This is a genomic window from Hyphobacterium sp. CCMP332, from assembly GCA_014323545.1.
Classification (GTDB): domain Bacteria; phylum Bacteroidota; class Bacteroidia; order Cytophagales; family CCMP332; genus CCMP332.
This window is the reverse complement of sequence record CP058647.1, coordinates 1,774,913-1,792,606: the sequence shown is the minus strand read 5'-3', so window position 1 is coordinate 1,792,606 and position 17,694 is coordinate 1,774,913. Positions and strand designations below refer to the sequence as shown.

Annotated in this window: 15 protein-coding genes; 14 read left to right on the top strand and 1 reads right to left on the bottom strand. The window is 36.8% G+C overall.

Going from position 1 to position 17,694, the window contains the following annotated elements; translation table 11 throughout:
• Positions 1-37 precede the first annotated feature (37 nt).
• The 14 genes from gcvP (at position 38) to HZR84_07830 (ending at position 16,998) form a co-directional block, all read left to right on the top strand.
• The gene (gene gcvP, locus HZR84_07895; protein ID QNL21861.1) at positions 38-2,911 is read left to right on the top strand and encodes an aminomethyl-transferring glycine dehydrogenase; all 2,874 of its coding nucleotides are present in this window, start codon (positions 38-40) and stop codon (positions 2,909-2,911) included.
• 23 nt (positions 2,912-2,934) lie between these two features.
• The gene (locus HZR84_07890; GenBank protein QNL21860.1) at positions 2,935-3,567 is read left to right on the top strand and encodes an ATP-binding cassette domain-containing protein; all 633 of its coding nucleotides are present in this window, start codon (positions 2,935-2,937) and stop codon (positions 3,565-3,567) included.
• Complete coding sequence (locus tag HZR84_07885) at positions 3,564-4,745, top strand: ABC transporter permease (GenBank protein QNL21859.1); 1,182 nt, start codon at positions 3,564-3,566, stop codon at positions 4,743-4,745. Before HZR84_07890 ends, HZR84_07885 begins: the two co-directional genes overlap by 4 nt.
• Positions 4,732-5,175: a DUF3299 domain-containing protein gene (locus tag HZR84_07880; GenBank protein ID QNL21858.1), complete on the top strand. Its 444-nt coding sequence runs from the start codon at positions 4,732-4,734 to the stop codon at positions 5,173-5,175. Before HZR84_07885 ends, HZR84_07880 begins: the two co-directional genes overlap by 14 nt.
• A gap of 10 nt (positions 5,176-5,185) precedes the next feature.
• The gene (locus HZR84_07875) at positions 5,186-6,469 is read left to right on the top strand and encodes a flippase (protein ID QNL21857.1); all 1,284 of its coding nucleotides are present in this window, start codon (positions 5,186-5,188) and stop codon (positions 6,467-6,469) included.
• The gene (locus HZR84_07870; protein QNL21856.1) at positions 6,466-7,131 is read left to right on the top strand and encodes a class I SAM-dependent methyltransferase; all 666 of its coding nucleotides are present in this window, start codon (positions 6,466-6,468) and stop codon (positions 7,129-7,131) included. The genes HZR84_07875 and HZR84_07870 overlap by 4 nt, the downstream gene beginning before the upstream one ends.
• Positions 7,128-8,042: a nucleotide-diphospho-sugar transferase gene (locus HZR84_07865; protein QNL21855.1), complete on the top strand. Its 915-nt coding sequence runs from the start codon at positions 7,128-7,130 to the stop codon at positions 8,040-8,042. The genes HZR84_07870 and HZR84_07865 overlap by 4 nt, the downstream gene beginning before the upstream one ends.
• Entirely contained in the window at positions 8,039-8,941 is a 903-nt protein-coding gene (locus HZR84_07860; protein QNL23217.1) for a glycosyltransferase family 2 protein, read from the top strand. Before HZR84_07865 ends, HZR84_07860 begins: the two co-directional genes overlap by 4 nt.
• Complete coding sequence (locus tag HZR84_07855) at positions 8,941-10,026, top strand: glycosyltransferase family 4 protein (GenBank protein QNL21854.1); 1,086 nt, start codon at positions 8,941-8,943, stop codon at positions 10,024-10,026. The genes HZR84_07860 and HZR84_07855 overlap by 1 nt, the downstream gene beginning before the upstream one ends.
• Positions 10,023-11,117 (top strand): DUF1972 domain-containing protein, encoded by a 1,095-nt coding sequence (locus HZR84_07850; GenBank protein ID QNL21853.1) that lies wholly within the window; start codon positions 10,023-10,025, stop codon positions 11,115-11,117. The genes HZR84_07855 and HZR84_07850 overlap by 4 nt, the downstream gene beginning before the upstream one ends.
• A 53-nt stretch (positions 11,118-11,170) precedes the next feature.
• A complete protein-coding gene (locus tag HZR84_07845) occupies positions 11,171-12,568 on the top strand; it encodes an undecaprenyl-phosphate glucose phosphotransferase (GenBank protein ID QNL21852.1) in 1,398 nt (465 codons plus the stop codon).
• Positions 12,558-13,862, top strand: coding sequence for an O-antigen ligase family protein (locus HZR84_07840; GenBank protein ID QNL21851.1), 1,305 nt, complete (start codon positions 12,558-12,560; stop codon positions 13,860-13,862). Before HZR84_07845 ends, HZR84_07840 begins: the two co-directional genes overlap by 11 nt.
• The gene (locus HZR84_07835) at positions 13,855-14,802 is read left to right on the top strand and encodes a hypothetical protein (protein ID QNL21850.1); all 948 of its coding nucleotides are present in this window, start codon (positions 13,855-13,857) and stop codon (positions 14,800-14,802) included. The genes HZR84_07840 and HZR84_07835 overlap by 8 nt, the downstream gene beginning before the upstream one ends.
• A 99-nt stretch (positions 14,803-14,901) precedes the next feature.
• On the top strand, positions 14,902-16,998 hold the full coding sequence (locus HZR84_07830) for an OmpA family protein (GenBank protein QNL21849.1): 2,097 nt from the start codon (positions 14,902-14,904) through the stop codon (positions 16,996-16,998).
• On the opposite strand, the gene HZR84_07825 is transcribed toward HZR84_07830, so the two are convergent.
• Complete coding sequence (locus HZR84_07825; GenBank protein QNL21848.1) at positions 16,993-17,649, bottom strand: arylesterase; 657 nt, start codon at positions 17,647-17,649, stop codon at positions 16,993-16,995. The genes HZR84_07830 and HZR84_07825 overlap by 6 nt on opposite strands.
• Positions 17,650-17,694: the final 45 nt, after the last annotated feature.

Below are 17,694 nucleotides of genomic sequence, written 5' to 3'. Positions count from 1 at the left end.
TCAATTAACTTTGCGGCCTGAATTTTAATACGATATAATGAATTTAGATATTTTTCATCGAGAGGCATTTGAGAACAGACATAACGGGCCACAGGAATCGGACATCGCAGCAATGCTTCAAACCATTGGAGTCGATAGTTTGGATAAACTGATTGATCTGACCATTCCTTCGAATATCAAGCTTAAAAATAAACTGGATATACCGGAAGCGCTTTCAGAACTGCAATTTTTATCTGATTTCAAAAAATTGATGTCAGAAAACAAAGTTTTTAAAACTTATATAGGCCAAGGGTATTACAATTGCCAGGTGCCAACTGTGATTCAGAGAAATATACTTGAAAATCCGGGTTGGTATACAGCTTACACGCCCTATCAGGCCGAAATTGCCCAGGGCCGTCTTGAAATGTTAATAAACTTTCAGACTGTAATAAGTGAACTCACAGGAATGGAAATTGCAAATGCAAGTTTGCTGGATGAAGGAACTGCCGCCGCCGAAGCCATGTCGATGTTTCACGCGCTTAGAAAGGGCACCAAGAAAAATGCAGAGAAATTTTTTATATCAGATACTTGCTTTCCTCAAACCATAGAAGTTGTAAAAACAAGGGCACATTTTGCCGGATTTGAACTGGAAATTGGGGATTGGACTCAAAAAGATCTCACAGATCCGGATCTATACGGTGTTTTGCTACAATATCCGGATGGAAATGGTGAATTGCACGATTATAGAAGTTTTATTGCAAGCGCCAACGAATGTGATGTTAAGGTCTGCGTTGCTTCCGATCTTATGTCGCTAGTCTTATTTTCACCTCCGGGTGAAATGGGGGCAGATGCCGTCATTGGTTCATCTCAAAGATTTGGAGTCCCAATGGGTTATGGTGGTCCTCATGCCGGATTTTTTGCAACACGGGAAGCCTTTAAAAGAAATATTCCCGGAAGAATAATTGGTGTTTCTGTAGATGCACAAGGCGATCCCGCTTATCGCATGGCACTTCAAACCAGGGAACAACACATTCGTCGTGAAAAAGCAACATCAAATATTTGTACTGCCCAGGTATTGCTTGCTGTGATGTCTGCAGCCTACGCTGTATATCATGGCCCCGAAGGATTAAAAACAATTGCCGGAAGAATTCACGGTTTGGCCAAACTGCTGGAAAAAGAATTACTTAAATCGGGGTTTAAACAATTAAATGGTGATTATTTTGATACGCTTAGAATACCTGTTGATGCGGTTATTCAAAAAGAGATTAAAGCAAGGGCTCTGGCCAAGGAAGTGAATTTTAGATACGAAAATGGCTTTATTTCAATCTCTCTTGATGAAACCACCAGACCTGAGGATCTTTCTGAGATACTTGAAATTTTTAATGATGAAGCCACTGAAATTGATAGAAAATCGAATATAAAACTCGATTCCGCTTTGGCCAGAAAAAGTACATTTCTTCAGGAAGAAGTGTTTAAACTCTATCAATCGGAACACGAAATGCTCAGGTATTTGAAACGACTGGAGAACAAAGACCTTTCTTTGACGCACTCCATGATTTCTCTCGGTTCTTGCACCATGAAGCTCAATGCTACAACAGAAATGATCCCCGTAACATGGCCGGAAGTTTCGAACCTTCATCCCTTTGCTCCAATTGAGCAGACTTCGGGTTATCAGGCTATGTTCAAAAACCTGGAAAACTGGCTTTGTGAAATAACAGGTTTCGAAGCAGTTTCTCTTCAACCCAATTCCGGTGCACAGGGAGAATATACGGGTCTTGCCGTAATTGCGGCTTATCATGGAAGCCGAGATGAATCGCATCGAAACGTAGCCTTAATTCCTTCATCGGCGCACGGTACCAATCCTGCGAGTGCTGTCATGGCAGGAATGAAAGTGGTAATTGTGAAATGCGATGATCATGGAAATATTGATGTGGATGATCTCAAATCTAAGGCTGAGGCCAATTCAAAAAACCTTGCCGCTTTGATGGTTACCTACCCATCAACACATGGTGTCTTCGAAGAAGCCATCACGGAAATTTGTGATATTATTCATCAGCATGGCGGACAGGTTTATATGGATGGTGCCAATATGAACGCCCAGGTCGGATTGACAAGTCCGGGAAGAATCGGCGCGGATGTCTGCCATCTAAACTTGCATAAAACTTTTTGCATACCTCACGGTGGTGGTGGTCCTGGAATGGGTCCAATTGGAGTAGCCAAACAGCTAGTTCCATTTCTGCCCGGCCATTCGATTATCTTAACAGGAGGAGAAAAGGGCATTAGCGCAGTTAATTCAGCTCCCTGGGGAAGCGCTAGTATTTTGCCTATTTCTTATGCTTATATATCCTTGATGGGTCCTAAAGGTTTGACTAATGCTACCAGGATTGCTATTCTAAATGCCAATTATATAAGAGCTCTTCTCGAAAATGATTACAAAATTCTCTATTTAGGTAAAAACGGAATGTCTGCCCACGAGATGATCGTAGATCTGAGAGAATTCAAACATTATAATATTGAAGCCGAAGATATTGCAAAGAGGCTTATGGATTATGGTTTTCATGCGCCGACCATGTCTTTCCCCGTAGCCGGTACAATTATGATCGAACCTACTGAAAGTGAAACGAAACAGGAACTTGACAGATTTTGTGAAGCGATGCTTCAAATCAGAAATGAAATTCGGGAAGTCGTGGAAGGTAAAGCAGATAAAGAAGATAATGTTTTGAAAAATGCTCCTCATTCTGCTAAAGTCATTTGCGCAGATGAATGGAAGCATTCTTATTCTCGTGAAAAAGCGGCGTATCCTGTTCCTTATATCAAGGAACAAAAATTCTGGCCTTCTGTAAGTCGAATCGATAATGCCTATGGCGATAGAAATCTAGTTTGTACCTGTGCACCTATCGAATCGTATGCCGTAACTGAAATGACAGAATAAATTGTCATTTGAGTAAAGAAATAATGTCGTTTTTAGAAGTTAATCAACTCATTTACAACTATCCGGGAGAAGAAGAAATTCTTTTCCCCGATTTTAGTATAAATGAAAATGCGCTTATCCACGGCCCATCAGGGGTAGGAAAAACCACGCTATTACATTTGATAGCAGGCTTGAAGTCCATTCAAAAAGGAAAAATAATTATAGATGGAACCGACCTAAAATTACTAAACCCCAAAGAACTCGATCGCTTTAGGGCTGAAAATATTGGTATCGTTTATCAGAAATCTTTTTTTCTATCGGGACTAGATGTTCTTGACAATATTACGCTTGCAGGCAGATTCCAAAATCAAAATAAAGAGCTCAAAGCTACTGCAATCGAACTCCTCAAAATATTTGGAATTGAGTCCAAGAAAAACAAAAATGTAAAGCAACTTAGTGTTGGAGAGCAACAACGCGTTTCTATTGCAAGAGCTTTTTTAAACCATCCAAAAATTGTAATAGCTGATGAGCCTAGTTCGGCATTGGATGATAAAAACTGTGAACAGGTACTAAATGAAATGCTTAAAATATCGCAAAATTTCAATACCACTTTCATAGTTGTAAGCCATGACAAGAGGCTGCGGCCATTTTTTAATAAAACTATAGCGCTGAAATGAATGCGATCTATATCAGTGTAAGCAATCTTATAAATAAAAAGCTCAACAGTCTTTTGAGTTTGATATTAATGGCTTTCGGGGTGGCTCTCATATCTTTATTGCTTAATGTCAGTCGCCAAATTGAATCACAATTTCAAAAAAACCTTTCGGGAATTGATCTGGTTGTTGGTGCCAAAGGTTCGCCTTTGCAGATCATTTTATGTACTATTTTTCATATCGATTACCCCACCGGTAATATCAAATTAGAGGATGTAGAGTGGCTGAGAAAAAATCGACTTATAAAAAATGCCATCCCAATATCATTGGGAGACAGCTATAAAAATTTTAGAATCGTAGGTTGCAGTAAAGATTATTTAGAATTATACCAAACTGAGATTCAAAAAGGAAGCCTATTCAACTCGGATTTTGAGATGGTCCTTGGTGCAGGAGTTGCCAAGTCATTAGGTCTTAATATTGGGGATCATTTTCACAGTACGCATGGCATGGAAGAAAATGATATTATGGGCCATGAAGAAGCGGATCTGACAATTGTGGGCATCCTAAAAGAAAGCAATACTGTACTTGATCAACTTATACTTTGCTCAAATGAAAGCATCAGAAAACTTCACCATAGCAGTGAAGAAGATAAGAAAGAAATTACAGCTTTGTTATTGCAATTTCGAAATCCACTAGCAGCGGTTCAACTGCCCAGACAAATCAATTCCAAATCAAATCTTCAGGCTGCCTCTCCTTCTTTTGAAGCTGCCCGTCTCTTTTCATTGCTCAATAAGGGTATAGATGTTTTAAAATACATTGGTGCGGGAATTATGGTAATGGCCGGATTGAGCATATTTATTTCGCTTTTTATTGCCTTAAAAGACCGTAAATATGAATTGGCTATCATTCGAAGTTTTGGTGGCAGTCGCATATATGTGTTTTCAGTGGTATTTTTGGAAGCAATTCTCCTCAGTTTGTCAGGTTATTTCCTGGGTATCGTTCTGTGCCATCTCGGCTTGTTCGCTTATGGATTCTTTAATTCGGATATCAATGCCTACTCCCTTGAAGTGTTTTATTGGGTAAAGGAAGAAACTTATCTTTTCCTATTTGGACTTGTTATTGCTACTTTAGCTGCAATTGTTCCAGCCCTCAAAGCTTATAATACAGATATTTCTGAAACTTTGGCAAATGCAAGTACTTAATAAGGTCACCATATTGGCATTAATTTTAATTACAACATCGCTTGTCGCACAGGATAGGTCCCTTTGGAAGATTCTCGCGAATGTCAATTACAAAACCCGTTATGATGAAAAATTAAAGTACGAAGTCGATTACCCTGTTTTTGGTGAAGAAAGCAAGACCCTTGAAGGAAAAATAGTAAGAGTTAAAGGTTATATGGTTCCCCTGGAGGAATACAGAGGACATAATTTTTTTGTGCTCTCCGCTTTGCCATATAATGTTTGCTTTTTTTGTGGTGCCGCAGGACCCGAAACAGTAATGGAGGTGTATACTAAAGAAGATATAGAGTTTTCTGAAAAACCGATATGGGTTAAGGGAAGATTAAAATTAAATGATAATGATTATGATCATTTAATGTACATTTTGGAAGATGCTGTGCAAATTGAACCCTGATTAAAATCGTTTGAAGAGACTTTTAGAAAAACCTCTTTTTAAAAATTTTCTCTCGCTTGGCTTTTTTCAAGCTACGAATTATTTATTTCCCCTGATAAGCTATCCATTGTTAATTCGGATTATGGGTATCGAGAACATGGGAAAGATTTTTTTCGCTCAAGCGCTTGTCACCTATTTTACCGTCATTACCGATTTTGGATTCAACTATACCAGCACCCGGGATATCTCGCAAAACCGCGAAAACATAAAAAAAGTATCTGATATTTTTTCTTTGACCATTAGCGCAAAATTATTCCTTATCATAGTTTCCTTTTTATTGTTTACAGCCCTGTGTTTCATAATTCCTGACTTAAAAAACAACCTGGATTTGTATGTCAAGAGTTTCCCTATTGTCATTGGGCAGGCATTATTGCCATTTTGGCTTTTTCAGGGTTTGGAAAAAATGAAATTCATTACCATCATCAATTTCATTTCTAAACTCTCGTTTTTATTAGTAATCATTTTTCTACTTAAAAGTCCTGATAGCTTTGCATGGGTCAATTTTTCCTTGGGGATGAGCAATGTTTTCGCATCGCTATTAATACTCTTGTATGCTTCATCAAAACTCGGTATTAAATTTAGCTTTGTCTCTCCTACTATATTCCTAAAGCGATTAAATGCGGATAAATACCTTTTTTATTCGATGCTGTCTTCTACTTTCCTAACCAATTCGAATATTCTGATTCTGGGGATTTTTTCAACGAATACCGTGGTAGGGCAGTTTGGCGTTGCTGAAAAAATATATACCACCCTAAAACAAATCCTCGGCCTGTTTTCTTTGGGCACCTATCCAAGGGTTTGTCTCTATATTAAAGAGTCAAGAAGCAAACTAATTGGATTCTTCAAGTCCACCTATGCTTACTTCAATTTATTAGTTATTCTGGCCTGCCTAAGTCTCTATGCATTAGCCCCTTACATAATACTAATATTTACGGGCGATTACAATGTAGAGATCACAAGGGTATTTTATATTCTAATTCCCGCGCTATTTGTAGTAGGGCTTAATATTGCTCCAAATCACACAATTATGGCCATGAACGAAAGCAGGAAGTACAGTCTTGTGTTTTTAATCGCAGCAATTTCCAATTTAATTCTCAATTTTTTACTGGTTGTTTATCTCCTGCAATATGGAACCGCAATTGCCATATTAATTACAGAAATTATCCTCACCTTTGGGCTGTTTTTGCTGCTCGGCCGGTATTGGAAAAGAGCGGAAATTTTTAACATTTTTGTTCCAAAGGCATTGAAACTTTGAATTTATATCAGGAAAAAGACAAGTCTTATTTCTCCAACGTTAGAATAGACCTTATTTCTTTATTGAATAAAAGGTCATTTGACAATTTGCTTGAAATAGGCGCGGGCGGCGGCGCAAGTTTAATTTATGTGCTTGAAAACAGTTTGGCTAAAAAAGTCAATGGAATTGATATTACAAAACTAGATAATGCTTTTCAGAATGATCCCCGCATAGAGAATTTCTGGATAGGCAATATTGAAAATGAAGACTTTGGAATAGCTGAAAAATCATTTGATTGTATCATTTGTGCCGATGTACTTGAGCACCTGGTTGATCCCTGGACAGCGATGCAAAAAATTGAAAGATGGCTGAAGCCGGATGGACTTTTCTTGTTAAGCATTCCGAATATCAGAGAAATATCCTCTTTGTCTAAGATATTTTTTAAAGGTCGCTTTGAATACCGGCCGGAAGGAGGCATTATGGATAAAACACATCTACGCTTTTTTTGCAGGAAAGATGTCATCGACCTTGTGGCAGGTTCTGATTTAAAAATTATTTCGGTTATGTCCAATTTTCAAACTGTTCATGACAAATCCTGGAGAACTATTTTCAATAAATTAACTTTCAGGTTATTTGAAGAGTTTTTAACAGTTCAACACTTTGTTATTGCCATTAAAAAATGAGCAGGGCACCCATCTTATTTATCGTTTTTAATCGTCCGGATACTACAGCCAGGGTTCTTGATCGCATATTGGCCTCAAAACCGCAAAAACTGTATGTCGCCGGTGATGGGCCGAATAACCCTGTTAATAAGGAGCTGGTTGAAGCCACACGAAAATTAGTGCTAGATAAAACCAAAGCGACAAAGACCGAATTCCTTTGGAGAGATAAAAATCTCGGTTGTAAAAAAGGAGTCATAGGGGCCATTAATTGGTTTTTTGACAATGAAAATGAAGGCATTATCCTCGAAGACGATTGTTTGCCGGATGAAAGTTTTTTTAAATATTGCGAGAACGCTCTTAAATACTATCGCGAGAACCCTAAAGTCATGCATATCTCTGGTTCCAATCTGCAAATATCAGGGGGTAATGGAGATGAGAGCGTTTATTTTTCCCGACTTCCAAATATCTGGGGCTGGGCAACATGGAAAAGGGCATGGGATCTATACGATCCGGAAATGAAACGTTTTGATGAATTTAGCTCTGGAAAATACCTCGATGATATAATCAAAGACAAAGCCTTGAGAGATCGCTATATAAAACTTTACAGAAAAATTTACAATGGCGTTGACACCTGGGATTTCCAATGGACCTATTCAAATATAATTTATGGCGGAGTATCTGTGATCCCCAATTATAATCTCATTTCCAATATTGGTTTTGGAAATAGGGCCACACATTCAATTGACCCAAATAATCCTCTTGCAAATCTTCCTTTGGAATCCTTTGACTTTAAAGCTTTTCCCAATCACCTCAATATCGATAAAAAGGCAGAGACAAGATTTTTAGAAATTACTAACAGCATGCCGCCTATTCATTTAAGAATTATTAACAAGGCGAAAAAGCTGAAACAATTAATCTTTAATTCGAAATAGATACTCCGCTGGTACATATTGTAATTATCAATTTCAACTCTTCTGATGATTGTATAGAATGTGTTGAGAGTCTATTGCAAATGGACTATCCAAACTTTAATGTTTATATTCTGGATAACCTGTCAAAAAATGAAGAGATTGAAAAACTATTAAGCTGGGGGAATACACAATCTAATTTTTCCTTGGTGGAAGCTTCAAATCCTTTACCACTTAAGATAAATTCAATCGTTCTGCTAAAATCCAGGGAAAACCTTGGATTTGGGGGAGGCAATAATATTGTACTCAATCAATTAAAAAACAAAAAAAATGAGTTTATCTGGTTACTAAATCCGGATATGATTGTTTCAAAAAATGCTTTGCTGGAATTAACGGGCGCAAAAACGGGTATTCAAATTCAGGCAACACCGACCTATATGGCCAATTCCAAAGACAAAATGCTTCATTTAGGTGTGGCGAGAGTAAAAAAGCTATCGGCTACCGTGGAGTTTATAAAAAACAGCAATAAGCGCTTCGATTATATCAATGGAGGAAGTATGTTTTTTTCATGTGAGCTATTGAAAGTTCTGGATCTCTTTCCTGAAAAATATTTTCTCTATTGGGAAGAAACACACTGGTGTAAGCTCGCAAGGCAAAAGAATGTCGATCTAAAAATAAACTATAATGTAAAAGTCTGGGATAAAGGAAGTACCAGCATTGGCAAGGGCATGATCGCTGAATACTATTACACAAGAAATGGGTTGATCTACAGAAAAGAATTTGAAGCTCAACTTCTTTTAGTAAATATCTTAATGCACATTTTTAGGTTTTTACTCAGAATTATTAGCATGCGTTTTAAAAGAGCACAAGGTATCATGCTTGGGCTAAGTCATTTCATCATTGGTAAAACAGGGAAATTGTAATGTCCAGAATAAAAATTCTTGTAGATGCGCATGTCTTTGATGGAGAGTTTCAAGGGTCCAGAACATTCATTGAAAATATTTACAAAGCGCTTATCAATAAATATTCGGATAAATTCCAATTTTATTTTGCAGCACATAATATTGGCACACTAAAGATAATATTTGGTGATGGAAATGAATACCTTCAATTAAAGTCTACAAATAAGTATTCGAGATTGCTATTTGAGTACCCAAGTTTGATTAAGCAAAACAAAATAGATTGGGCGCATTTTCAATACATATCCCCTTTGTTTAAAGCCTGCAAATACATTGTAACCTGTCATGATGTGTTATTCGAAAGGTTTCCTCAGTATTTTCCTCTTTCCTACCGACTCAGTAAGCACTTGCTTTTTAAGCGATCTGCTAAAAATTCAGATTTATTAACGACGGTATCCCGGTATTCAAAAAATGAAATAGCTCATTTTTATAAGATTAATAAAAAGGACATTCACATTACCTTTAATGGAGTGAATAATGTTGAAGTGTTAAAGACGGATAAGCCAGATGAAGCATATTTATTATATGTAAGCAGAATTGAACCCAGAAAAAATCATCATATGCTTTTGGCTGCAATGAAAAACCTCGGGCTTTTTGAAAAAGGATATAAACTGATAATCGTAGGAAAGGAGAGCATAGCAAACACTACATTTAATTCTTTGAAAAAAGAAATACTCAGAGTACATCCCGGCTCCATAATTATAAAGGAGAACATCAGCGAAGAAGAGAAAAATAATTTGATCGATGCATGTTGTCTCTTTGTATATCCATCTTCAGCGGAAGGTTTTGGAATACCTCCTTTGGAAGCCGCTTTGAGAATGAAACCGGTCATTTGCTCAAATAAAACGAGCATGCGCGAATATGATTTTTTTGGTGAGGGACATATAAACCCGGAGAATCAAAGCGAGCTGCAAGAGACGATCTTGGGATTTCTAAATGGACATATAAAAACAGATCTGGGGGCAATCGCCGAACAAATTGAAAGCAAATACAGCTGGGATAAAAGTGCCGATTCACTGGCTGGATTAATCTTGAATTTCAATTCATGAAAAAGAAATTAAAAATTGGGATTTTGGGAAGCCGGGGGATACCAAATTCATACGGTGGATTCGAACAGTTTGCCGAAAGCCTCGCATTGTATCTTGCAGACAAAGGCCATATTGTAAGTGTTTATAATTCAAGCCTGCATCCCAATAAGGAGAAGATATGGAATGGTATAAATATCATTCCTCGTTTTGATCCTGAAAACAAAATCGGCACGGCCGGGCAGTTTATTTACGATTTGAATTGTATTCTTCACTCCCGAAAATCAAAATTTGACATTATTTTACAATTGGGATATACCTCAAGTGCTATCTGGAACTTTTTATTTTCCAAAAATTCATTGATTGTCACAAACATGGATGGTTTGGAATGGAAGCGCAGCAAGTATTCAAAACCCGTTCAGAAATTCTTGAAATGGTCCGAAAGAATTGCTGCCAATAGCGGCGATCACCTAGTTGCAGATTCAATTGGTATACAAGAACATCTCAAATCAGAATTGAACAAAGACTCTACTTATATCCCATATGGAGCACGTGTATTTAATAATGCTGACAAATCCGTATTGGGTGAATATCAACTCGTTTCTGATAAATATTATTTGCTTATCGCCAGAATGGAGCCTGAAAACAATATTGAGACAATTTTGGAGGGCTATTGTCAGAGCAAAAGCGAACTGCCTTTTATTGTGATTGGAAGTATTAATAAAAGCTACGGGGCCTATATAAAAACCCGGTTTAACGAAAAAAGTATTCGCTTTCTTGGTGCTGTTTATAATCAGGAAGCCTTGAACAATTTGAGGTATTTTTCAAAAATGTATTTTCACGGCCATTCTGTGGGAGGCACAAATCCATCATTATTGGAAGCCATGGCCTCCTCAGCATTAATTTGCGCCCATGACAACATTTTTAATAAAAGTATACTCGGCAACGATGCCCTTTATTTTCAAAGTGAATCAGATATATCAAATAGTATTAATAATAATGAAATTGATAGAAAAACGATGCTTGAAAATAATTTGGCCAAGATTCGAGAAAAATTCAATGAGCCTGAAATTAACTCAAGGTATGAAAATCTATTTTTGTCCCTATGTAATTGATTCTTTTAAGGCAAATCTTTAAATAATGATAAATTTGCCTGAGAATAATCATTGTGGGAAAACAGTATAACAGGTTTCTTCGAGTTCTTTATTTTTCCGGCGACTTAGTTGTTGTCAATCTGGCTTTTGTACTGGCATTTGTTATTCGCTTTAATTCAATCGAATTAATATTTGATGAGGACTATTTTCGGCCACTCTATTACCCCTTATTTCTTGTATATAATCTGAGTTGGGTTCTTATAAGCATAGGCTTTAGTTTTTACCGCCCTTTTCGTTTTGTACAAACAAGAAAACTATTATTTAACATTTTAAAGGTATTTATTTTTCACCTGGCCATTATGACTGTTTATTTCATTTTGGCGGAGCGAAAAGACATCTCCAGACAGTTTTTCTTTTCTTCCTTCCTTATTTATCTGTCCATCATGTTTGTCTGGCGGTTGGGAATGCATTTCTTTTTTAGAGTATCGCAGAGCAAAGGCTTATTTCAGAAAAAAGTCATAATCGTGGGCTTTGGAGAAGTGGGAAAAGAGCTATATCAGTATTTTTCTGAGCATCCTGAATTAGGATCTAAATGTTTGGGCTTTTTTGATGCCTCAAATTCTAAAAGCAAGGAAATAATCGGGAATTTGGATGAGCTGGATGATTACTTAATATCAAATGAAATAGATGAAGTCTATTGTTCTCTTCCAGATACAGAAACTCAATCTGTTGAAAAAATAAATGAATTTTGTCAGAATAATTTAATTCGTTTTTCGCTAATACCCGATTTCAGGTCATTTTATTACAAAAGGGTCAAACTGGAATTCTATAATAATATTCCCGTATTATCTACTTTAAGTGATCCTTTAACTGATCCCTTTAACCGGTTTATAAAAAGGGCCTTTGATATTCTTTTTTCTTTTATTGTAATCGTATTTATTCTTTCCTGGTTAATTCCAATTTTGGTAATAATTATAAAAATTGATTCAAAAGGGCCCGGCTTTTTTGTTCAAAGCAGGTCAGGATTTAAGAATAATGTGTTTAAAGTGTACAAACTCAGGACCATGGTTGTAAACCAGTTATCCGATTCCATTCAGGCCAGCAAAGATGATAGAAGAATAACAAGGATTGGAAGTTTATTACGAAAAACCAGCCTTGACGAGCTGCCCCAGTTTTTTAATGTTTTAATCGGTGAGATGTCCATAGTTGGCCCCAGGCCACATATGCTTTTTCAAACGGCCGCTTATTCGCAAACCATCGATAATTACATGATCAGGCATTTTGTTAAACCAGGTATTACAGGACTGGCACAGGTAAATGGTTATCGCGGCGAAACAGCTGACCCTGCTCTTATGAAAACCCGGGTAAAAATGGATAAAATTTATATTGAGCATTGGTCATTATGGTTGGATATTAAAATTATATTTGAAACTGCTTTGCTTGCCTTCAAAAAGCAGGATTATGCTTACTGATCTGGAAAAAAACAATATCGCCAATCTTTTTAATAAAAACTCCGAGCTTAAAAAGAGGCTTCATTTTTACTTTGTTTCAGGAGCATTAATGACCATTCTACTACCTCCGGAATACAATAATCCCTTTTTATTGCTCATTGGAATAAATGCTCTATGTAGCAATACTTTGGTATCTGATTTTAAACAAGCCATAAGAAACCCTGCCGTTTTATTCCCTTTAATATTCTGGATTTTATACTTGGTAAGCGTGTTATACTCCGAAGATAAACAGACCGCATTTAAAGAAGTTGAAAAGCTGGCGGCCATCGGTTTTTTCCCATTGTTTTTTGCAATGGGCCCTAAGATTGACACTTTTCAATTAGAAAAGCTGAAATGGCATTTTATAATTTCAGTTTCATTGCTCGCATTGTTTACAGTAGTTTATTCTGTTTCAAGCATGTTTAATGGAGGAGCGTTTGAGTTTAATTGGTTAGCCCTCAGTTATGAAAGTTTGGTAAGCGGTGTGGGGGTTCAACCTTTATATTTCTCCATGTTTATAGCAATGGCCCTGTTTTTCTTATTTGAAATACAAAGGGTTTACAAAACGGGGATTGCCCAAATTCTGCTGATCGTACTCTTATTTATTTACATGATAATGCTATCATCCAGAATGACCACCCTGGCCTTCTTTCTGATTTTTGCGGTTTACAACGTCATCCTGGCATTAAAAAACCGAAAATTTATTTATCAAGGCCTTTCTTTCAGTTTTTTCCTAATAACCGCAATGGTCATTATAGTTTTTAACCCAGTCAATAAAAAACGATTTGAAGAAGCGCTAAATCCAAAATCCAATTATCAAACTGACCAATACGGAGGTAGATCTATCAGAATTGAAAAATGGAAATGTTCAATTGAAGTCTTTTCTCAATCGCCAGTTTTGGGGGTTGGTGCCGGAGATTTAAAAGCAGAGTTATTAAAATGTTATAAATCGCGCTCTATTGATGCAGCGCTGTTTCACAGGTTTAACAGTCATAACCAATATTTAAATACAATTGGTCAAATAGGCTTACCCGGACTGGCTCTTTTGATTTTATTGCTTATTTATTCTGCGAAAAAAGCCTTTGACTATAACAATGATGTGTTTCTTGCCTTTGTCGCTTTGTTTGCCTTGTGTATTCTATCAGAATCAATGTTTGGAAGACGTTGGGGGATATTCTTTTTTGCATTATTCTATTCGGTATTTCATTTCTTCAGTGTTCCCGGAAACAACAATAGTATCATCGCATGGATAAAAGCCCAATTTAAAAATGGATGATGCAAGCTTGATTAATGAATTTCAGGAAAGTTTTCCTGCCGAATGGGCACGACTTAAAAAGTTGTATTTTCAGCTCAAACTCAGACGGTTTTTAATTATTGTTTCAATTGCATTTATCCTTCTGGCAATAGCACTATACTTTTCTGCATTTGATTATAGCTTTGAGCTGTCCTTAATTCCAGGAATTCTTGGAATTGGCGCTTTTTATTTTGCCTATTTTCAGCTAAAAAATCCAATCTATAATTATGCTGAAATATCTGCGCTCAGCATTCCTTTGTTAATCCATTTAAACACCTGGAACATCGAATATGAATATAAAGCCAAACCACATTTAAGAGAGTTTCAGGCAAGCCGTCTTTATCCATTTTCATTGAGCAATTTAAATGGTAAACATTTCTTTTCGGGGATTGCAAAAAAACTGCCTTTTATTGCCTGGTTTGTAGAAGCTGAATACATCGATAAAGTCGGTGAATCGCCTTTAAGTATGATATCCAGTCGTTCTGTGTTTAACGGATATACAGGAATTCAAATAATGGTCAAAAACCTGGTCCCTCATTTAAATGGAATTGTTGTAGTTGAGAAAGGAGAAGACGAGGATCTGATCCGCTTGGACCAATATTATAAATCCAACGCCAAATGGAAACCATTGAGCAGCGATGACATTGGATTAAAAAGACAATATAATTTTTACACCCCAATAGAAAATCCGCAAAACATACTTGATCAGTTGGTGCTTAATAAAGTTGCCAAAATAAAGTCTGCATCCTCGAAACCCATATCGCTTTCAATCAGAAGAAAACATGTTTATTTGAATCAATACTGGAATACAGATTATGCTTCATTCAATTTGAAAAAAGACTTATCCGATAATATTATTTCTTTAAATCGAAGTCTGAAAGAGTTAATAGAGCTCAGTTTTATTTTGGCAATGCCATCATGAAATAGTGCAAAGCAACTGGTTAAGTAATCTAGTATAATTGCGATAAGATGAAAATCTTCATATATTCATGTTGAATTATCGGTAAACTCATTGTGTGTAATGAAGTCGCTTTCGTTAAATATCCCAATTGTATTAGCCCTGTTTATTCAATTCCTTTTTCTCCAATCTGCAAAATCTCAGAATTTAGAAGAGGCTGAAAGATTATTTGAAGAAGGTTATTTTGAAGATGCTAAAAAAAGCTTTCACGATCTTTATTATTCTGAAATGGAGAATGATTTTTATAAGTACAGATTAGCCTTATGCTATTTATTTACACAGGAAGAAGAAGAAGCGCTTAGATTAATTGTACAGGTGGGTAGCCTTGAAGATCCTTCAGAAAACCTGCACCGGATATTTTATCTTGCCAGGGCCTATCATCTGGATCATACTTTTGGAAAAGCCATTATAAATTATCAGTCGTACATAGATACCTATAAAGCCAGTCTCGATAATTTTGACAGGACTTTAGAGGCGGAGGTCGTGCTTCCTGCAATTTATGGTGGTTCTGCAGCTACACTTGAGGAACCAATAAGTATTGAGGATGCCATTAAAAAGTTAATTGCCTCATGCGAATACGGTATTCAATTGTCACGAAACCCAAATAGAGTTGCTTTGGAAAATGCCGGTGAGGTTATCAACTCTGAAAGGCCTGAATACGCCCCTGTAATCAACGCGGCCGGTGATGAACTATATTTTTCTTCAAAAATAGAAGTAGAAGAAGGCGAATTTGCGGAAAGGCTTTTCCATTCCAGGATGATCGAGCAAGATGTATGGTCAAAACCTGTTGAAATTGTAATTACCGAAGACATTTTTGCAGACGTGGCTCCATTATACATTGCGCCTTCCAATGATTTGGGATTGATCTACGATTCGAGATCAAATAATGGGGACATCTTTGTTGTTGAAAAAGTAAATGGCAAATGGGAGATTGGAAAAAGCTTTCCCAAAAGCATAAATTCTAAATATTGGGAGCCAAGTGCTTCGATGTTTCCTGATAAAAATACATTAATCTTTTCCAGTAACAGACCCGGTGGATATGGAGGCCTTGATTTATACCTCTCCAAAAAGGACGATAAAGGAAAATGGTCCGAACCCGAGAACCTGGGGCCCGTGATCAATACTGCTTTTGATGAAGATGCTCCCTTTGTGCTTTATGATGAGCCTACTATTTACTTTAGTTCGCGAGGCCACAAAGATGTCGGTGGCTACGATGTGTTCAAGTCTACATTGGAAGAAGGTAATTGGACATCACCTGAAAATCTGGCAATGCCAATTAATTCTGCTTATGATGATATTTATTTTACCTGGACAGCAGATGGCAGAAGAGCCTATTTTTCTTCGCACCGGATGGGAACCAAAGGTGCAACCGATATTTATTACATGGACTTTAATCAAATATCTCTAAACGTGTTTGTAAAGAAAGAAACAGAGAACGGACTTGAGCCATTAGAAAATTTTACGGTTTCACTTGAGCATATGAAAAGCGGTGAGATGATTGATAAAATGAATGTGGAAATTGATCGCGGACTTACCGTGTTTCTCGCCAAAGAAAATGATATGTACATGTTGAGAATAGAATCTCCGGGATATTGGAAATACGTAGAATCGATGAGTCTGAGAAGAGGTAGTGACCTGGTTGCCTATCAAAACAAAGAAATCACTCTTAAAGAGGACGGAACTCCAATATTTGTTGAAGAAGATGAAGATGTTAAAGAAGAAAAGAAAACCCTGAGCACATCATCAGTCAGCTACGAAAGTAAAAAACCGGTGATAAAGACAGGTCAGTCTATTGAAATTAAAGGCAAAAAATATTATGCGGGCGATGTCCTGAAACCCAAAGTCCATTTTATACTAAATGTATCCAAGGAAATCACGGACTATTCAAAAAGACAAATTGATCAGGTGGTAGAAATAATGAAGGAACATCCCGAATTGAATATACAGATCATCGGGCATGCCGACCACACGGGAAGTACTGAATACAACGAAAAAATTTCACATGAGAGAGAGGTAACTGTAAAAGACTATATTTTGCAAAAGGGAATTGAAGAGTCGAGATTAAAGGGAACATGGAAAGGCGACCTTGATCCTGTGATTGAAACCGATAAACCCGAATTACTCAACCGAAGAGTCGAGTTTATGGTAGTGGATTTATAATACTGGTTTTAAATATTTCCAAACAGTATTTGCCACGATTTTTTGCCCTTTTTTATTTGGATGAATTCCGTCGTTTAAGTTTAATTCTTTGTTTCCGGCTACCCCCTCTAAAAAGAATGGGATAAGTGTTGCCTTGTTATTAATAGCCAGTTTTTCAAAAAGCGTTTGAAACGCATTTGAATATTCAGGACCCATATTCGGTGGCACACGCATTCCAGCCAATATAATTTTCACTTCCGGGTTTTTCGATTTTACATAATCAATTATTTGCTGAAGGTTCTTCTCCGTTTGAGATAAAGGCAATCCCCGCAATCCGTCATTTGGCCCTAATTCAAGTATAAAAACATCAATGGGGTCCTTTAAGACCCATTTAATTCGCGATAATCCGCCTGCCGAAGTTTCCCCACTTAAACCCGATTGTATCACTTTGTATTTTAATTCAGCCTGAGAAATCTTTTCCTGAATCAACATTGGCCATGCTTCTTCTTTTGCCAGACCGTATCCTGCTGTCAAGGAATTACCAAAGCAAAGAATCGTTTTTTCCTGCGCAAAGACCTGCGTTGACATGAGGATAATAAGTACAGCCAAATTTATACTGTGAATTTTTCCGTTCATCACTGTTTTTTTAAAAGTGATAATAATATTGAACATTAGCGGCAATTTTATGATTATATCAGGAGTTAAACTTATAAATAA

Coding starts and splice junctions, on each gene's coding strand:
- HZR84_07850 (QNL21853.1), top strand. CDS start 10,023: ATGAAAAAGAAATTAAAAATTGGGATTTTGGGAAGCCGGGGGATACCA.
- HZR84_07830 (QNL21849.1), top strand. CDS start 14,902: ATGAAGTCGCTTTCGTTAAATATCCCAATTGTATTAGCCCTGTTTATT.
- HZR84_07880 (QNL21858.1), top strand. CDS start 4,732: ATGCAAGTACTTAATAAGGTCACCATATTGGCATTAATTTTAATTACA.
- HZR84_07840 (QNL21851.1), top strand. CDS start 12,558: ATGCTTACTGATCTGGAAAAAAACAATATCGCCAATCTTTTTAATAAA.
- HZR84_07890 (QNL21860.1), top strand. CDS start 2,935: ATGTCGTTTTTAGAAGTTAATCAACTCATTTACAACTATCCGGGAGAA.
- gcvP (QNL21861.1), top strand. CDS start 38: ATGAATTTAGATATTTTTCATCGAGAGGCATTTGAGAACAGACATAAC.
- HZR84_07885 (QNL21859.1), top strand. CDS start 3,564: ATGAATGCGATCTATATCAGTGTAAGCAATCTTATAAATAAAAAGCTC.
- HZR84_07865 (QNL21855.1), top strand. CDS start 7,128: ATGAGCAGGGCACCCATCTTATTTATCGTTTTTAATCGTCCGGATACT.
- HZR84_07825 (QNL21848.1), bottom strand. CDS start 17,649: ATGTTCAATATTATTATCACTTTTAAAAAAACAGTGATGAACGGAAAA.
- HZR84_07835 (QNL21850.1), top strand. CDS start 13,855: ATGGATGATGCAAGCTTGATTAATGAATTTCAGGAAAGTTTTCCTGCC.
- HZR84_07855 (QNL21854.1), top strand. CDS start 8,941: ATGTCCAGAATAAAAATTCTTGTAGATGCGCATGTCTTTGATGGAGAG.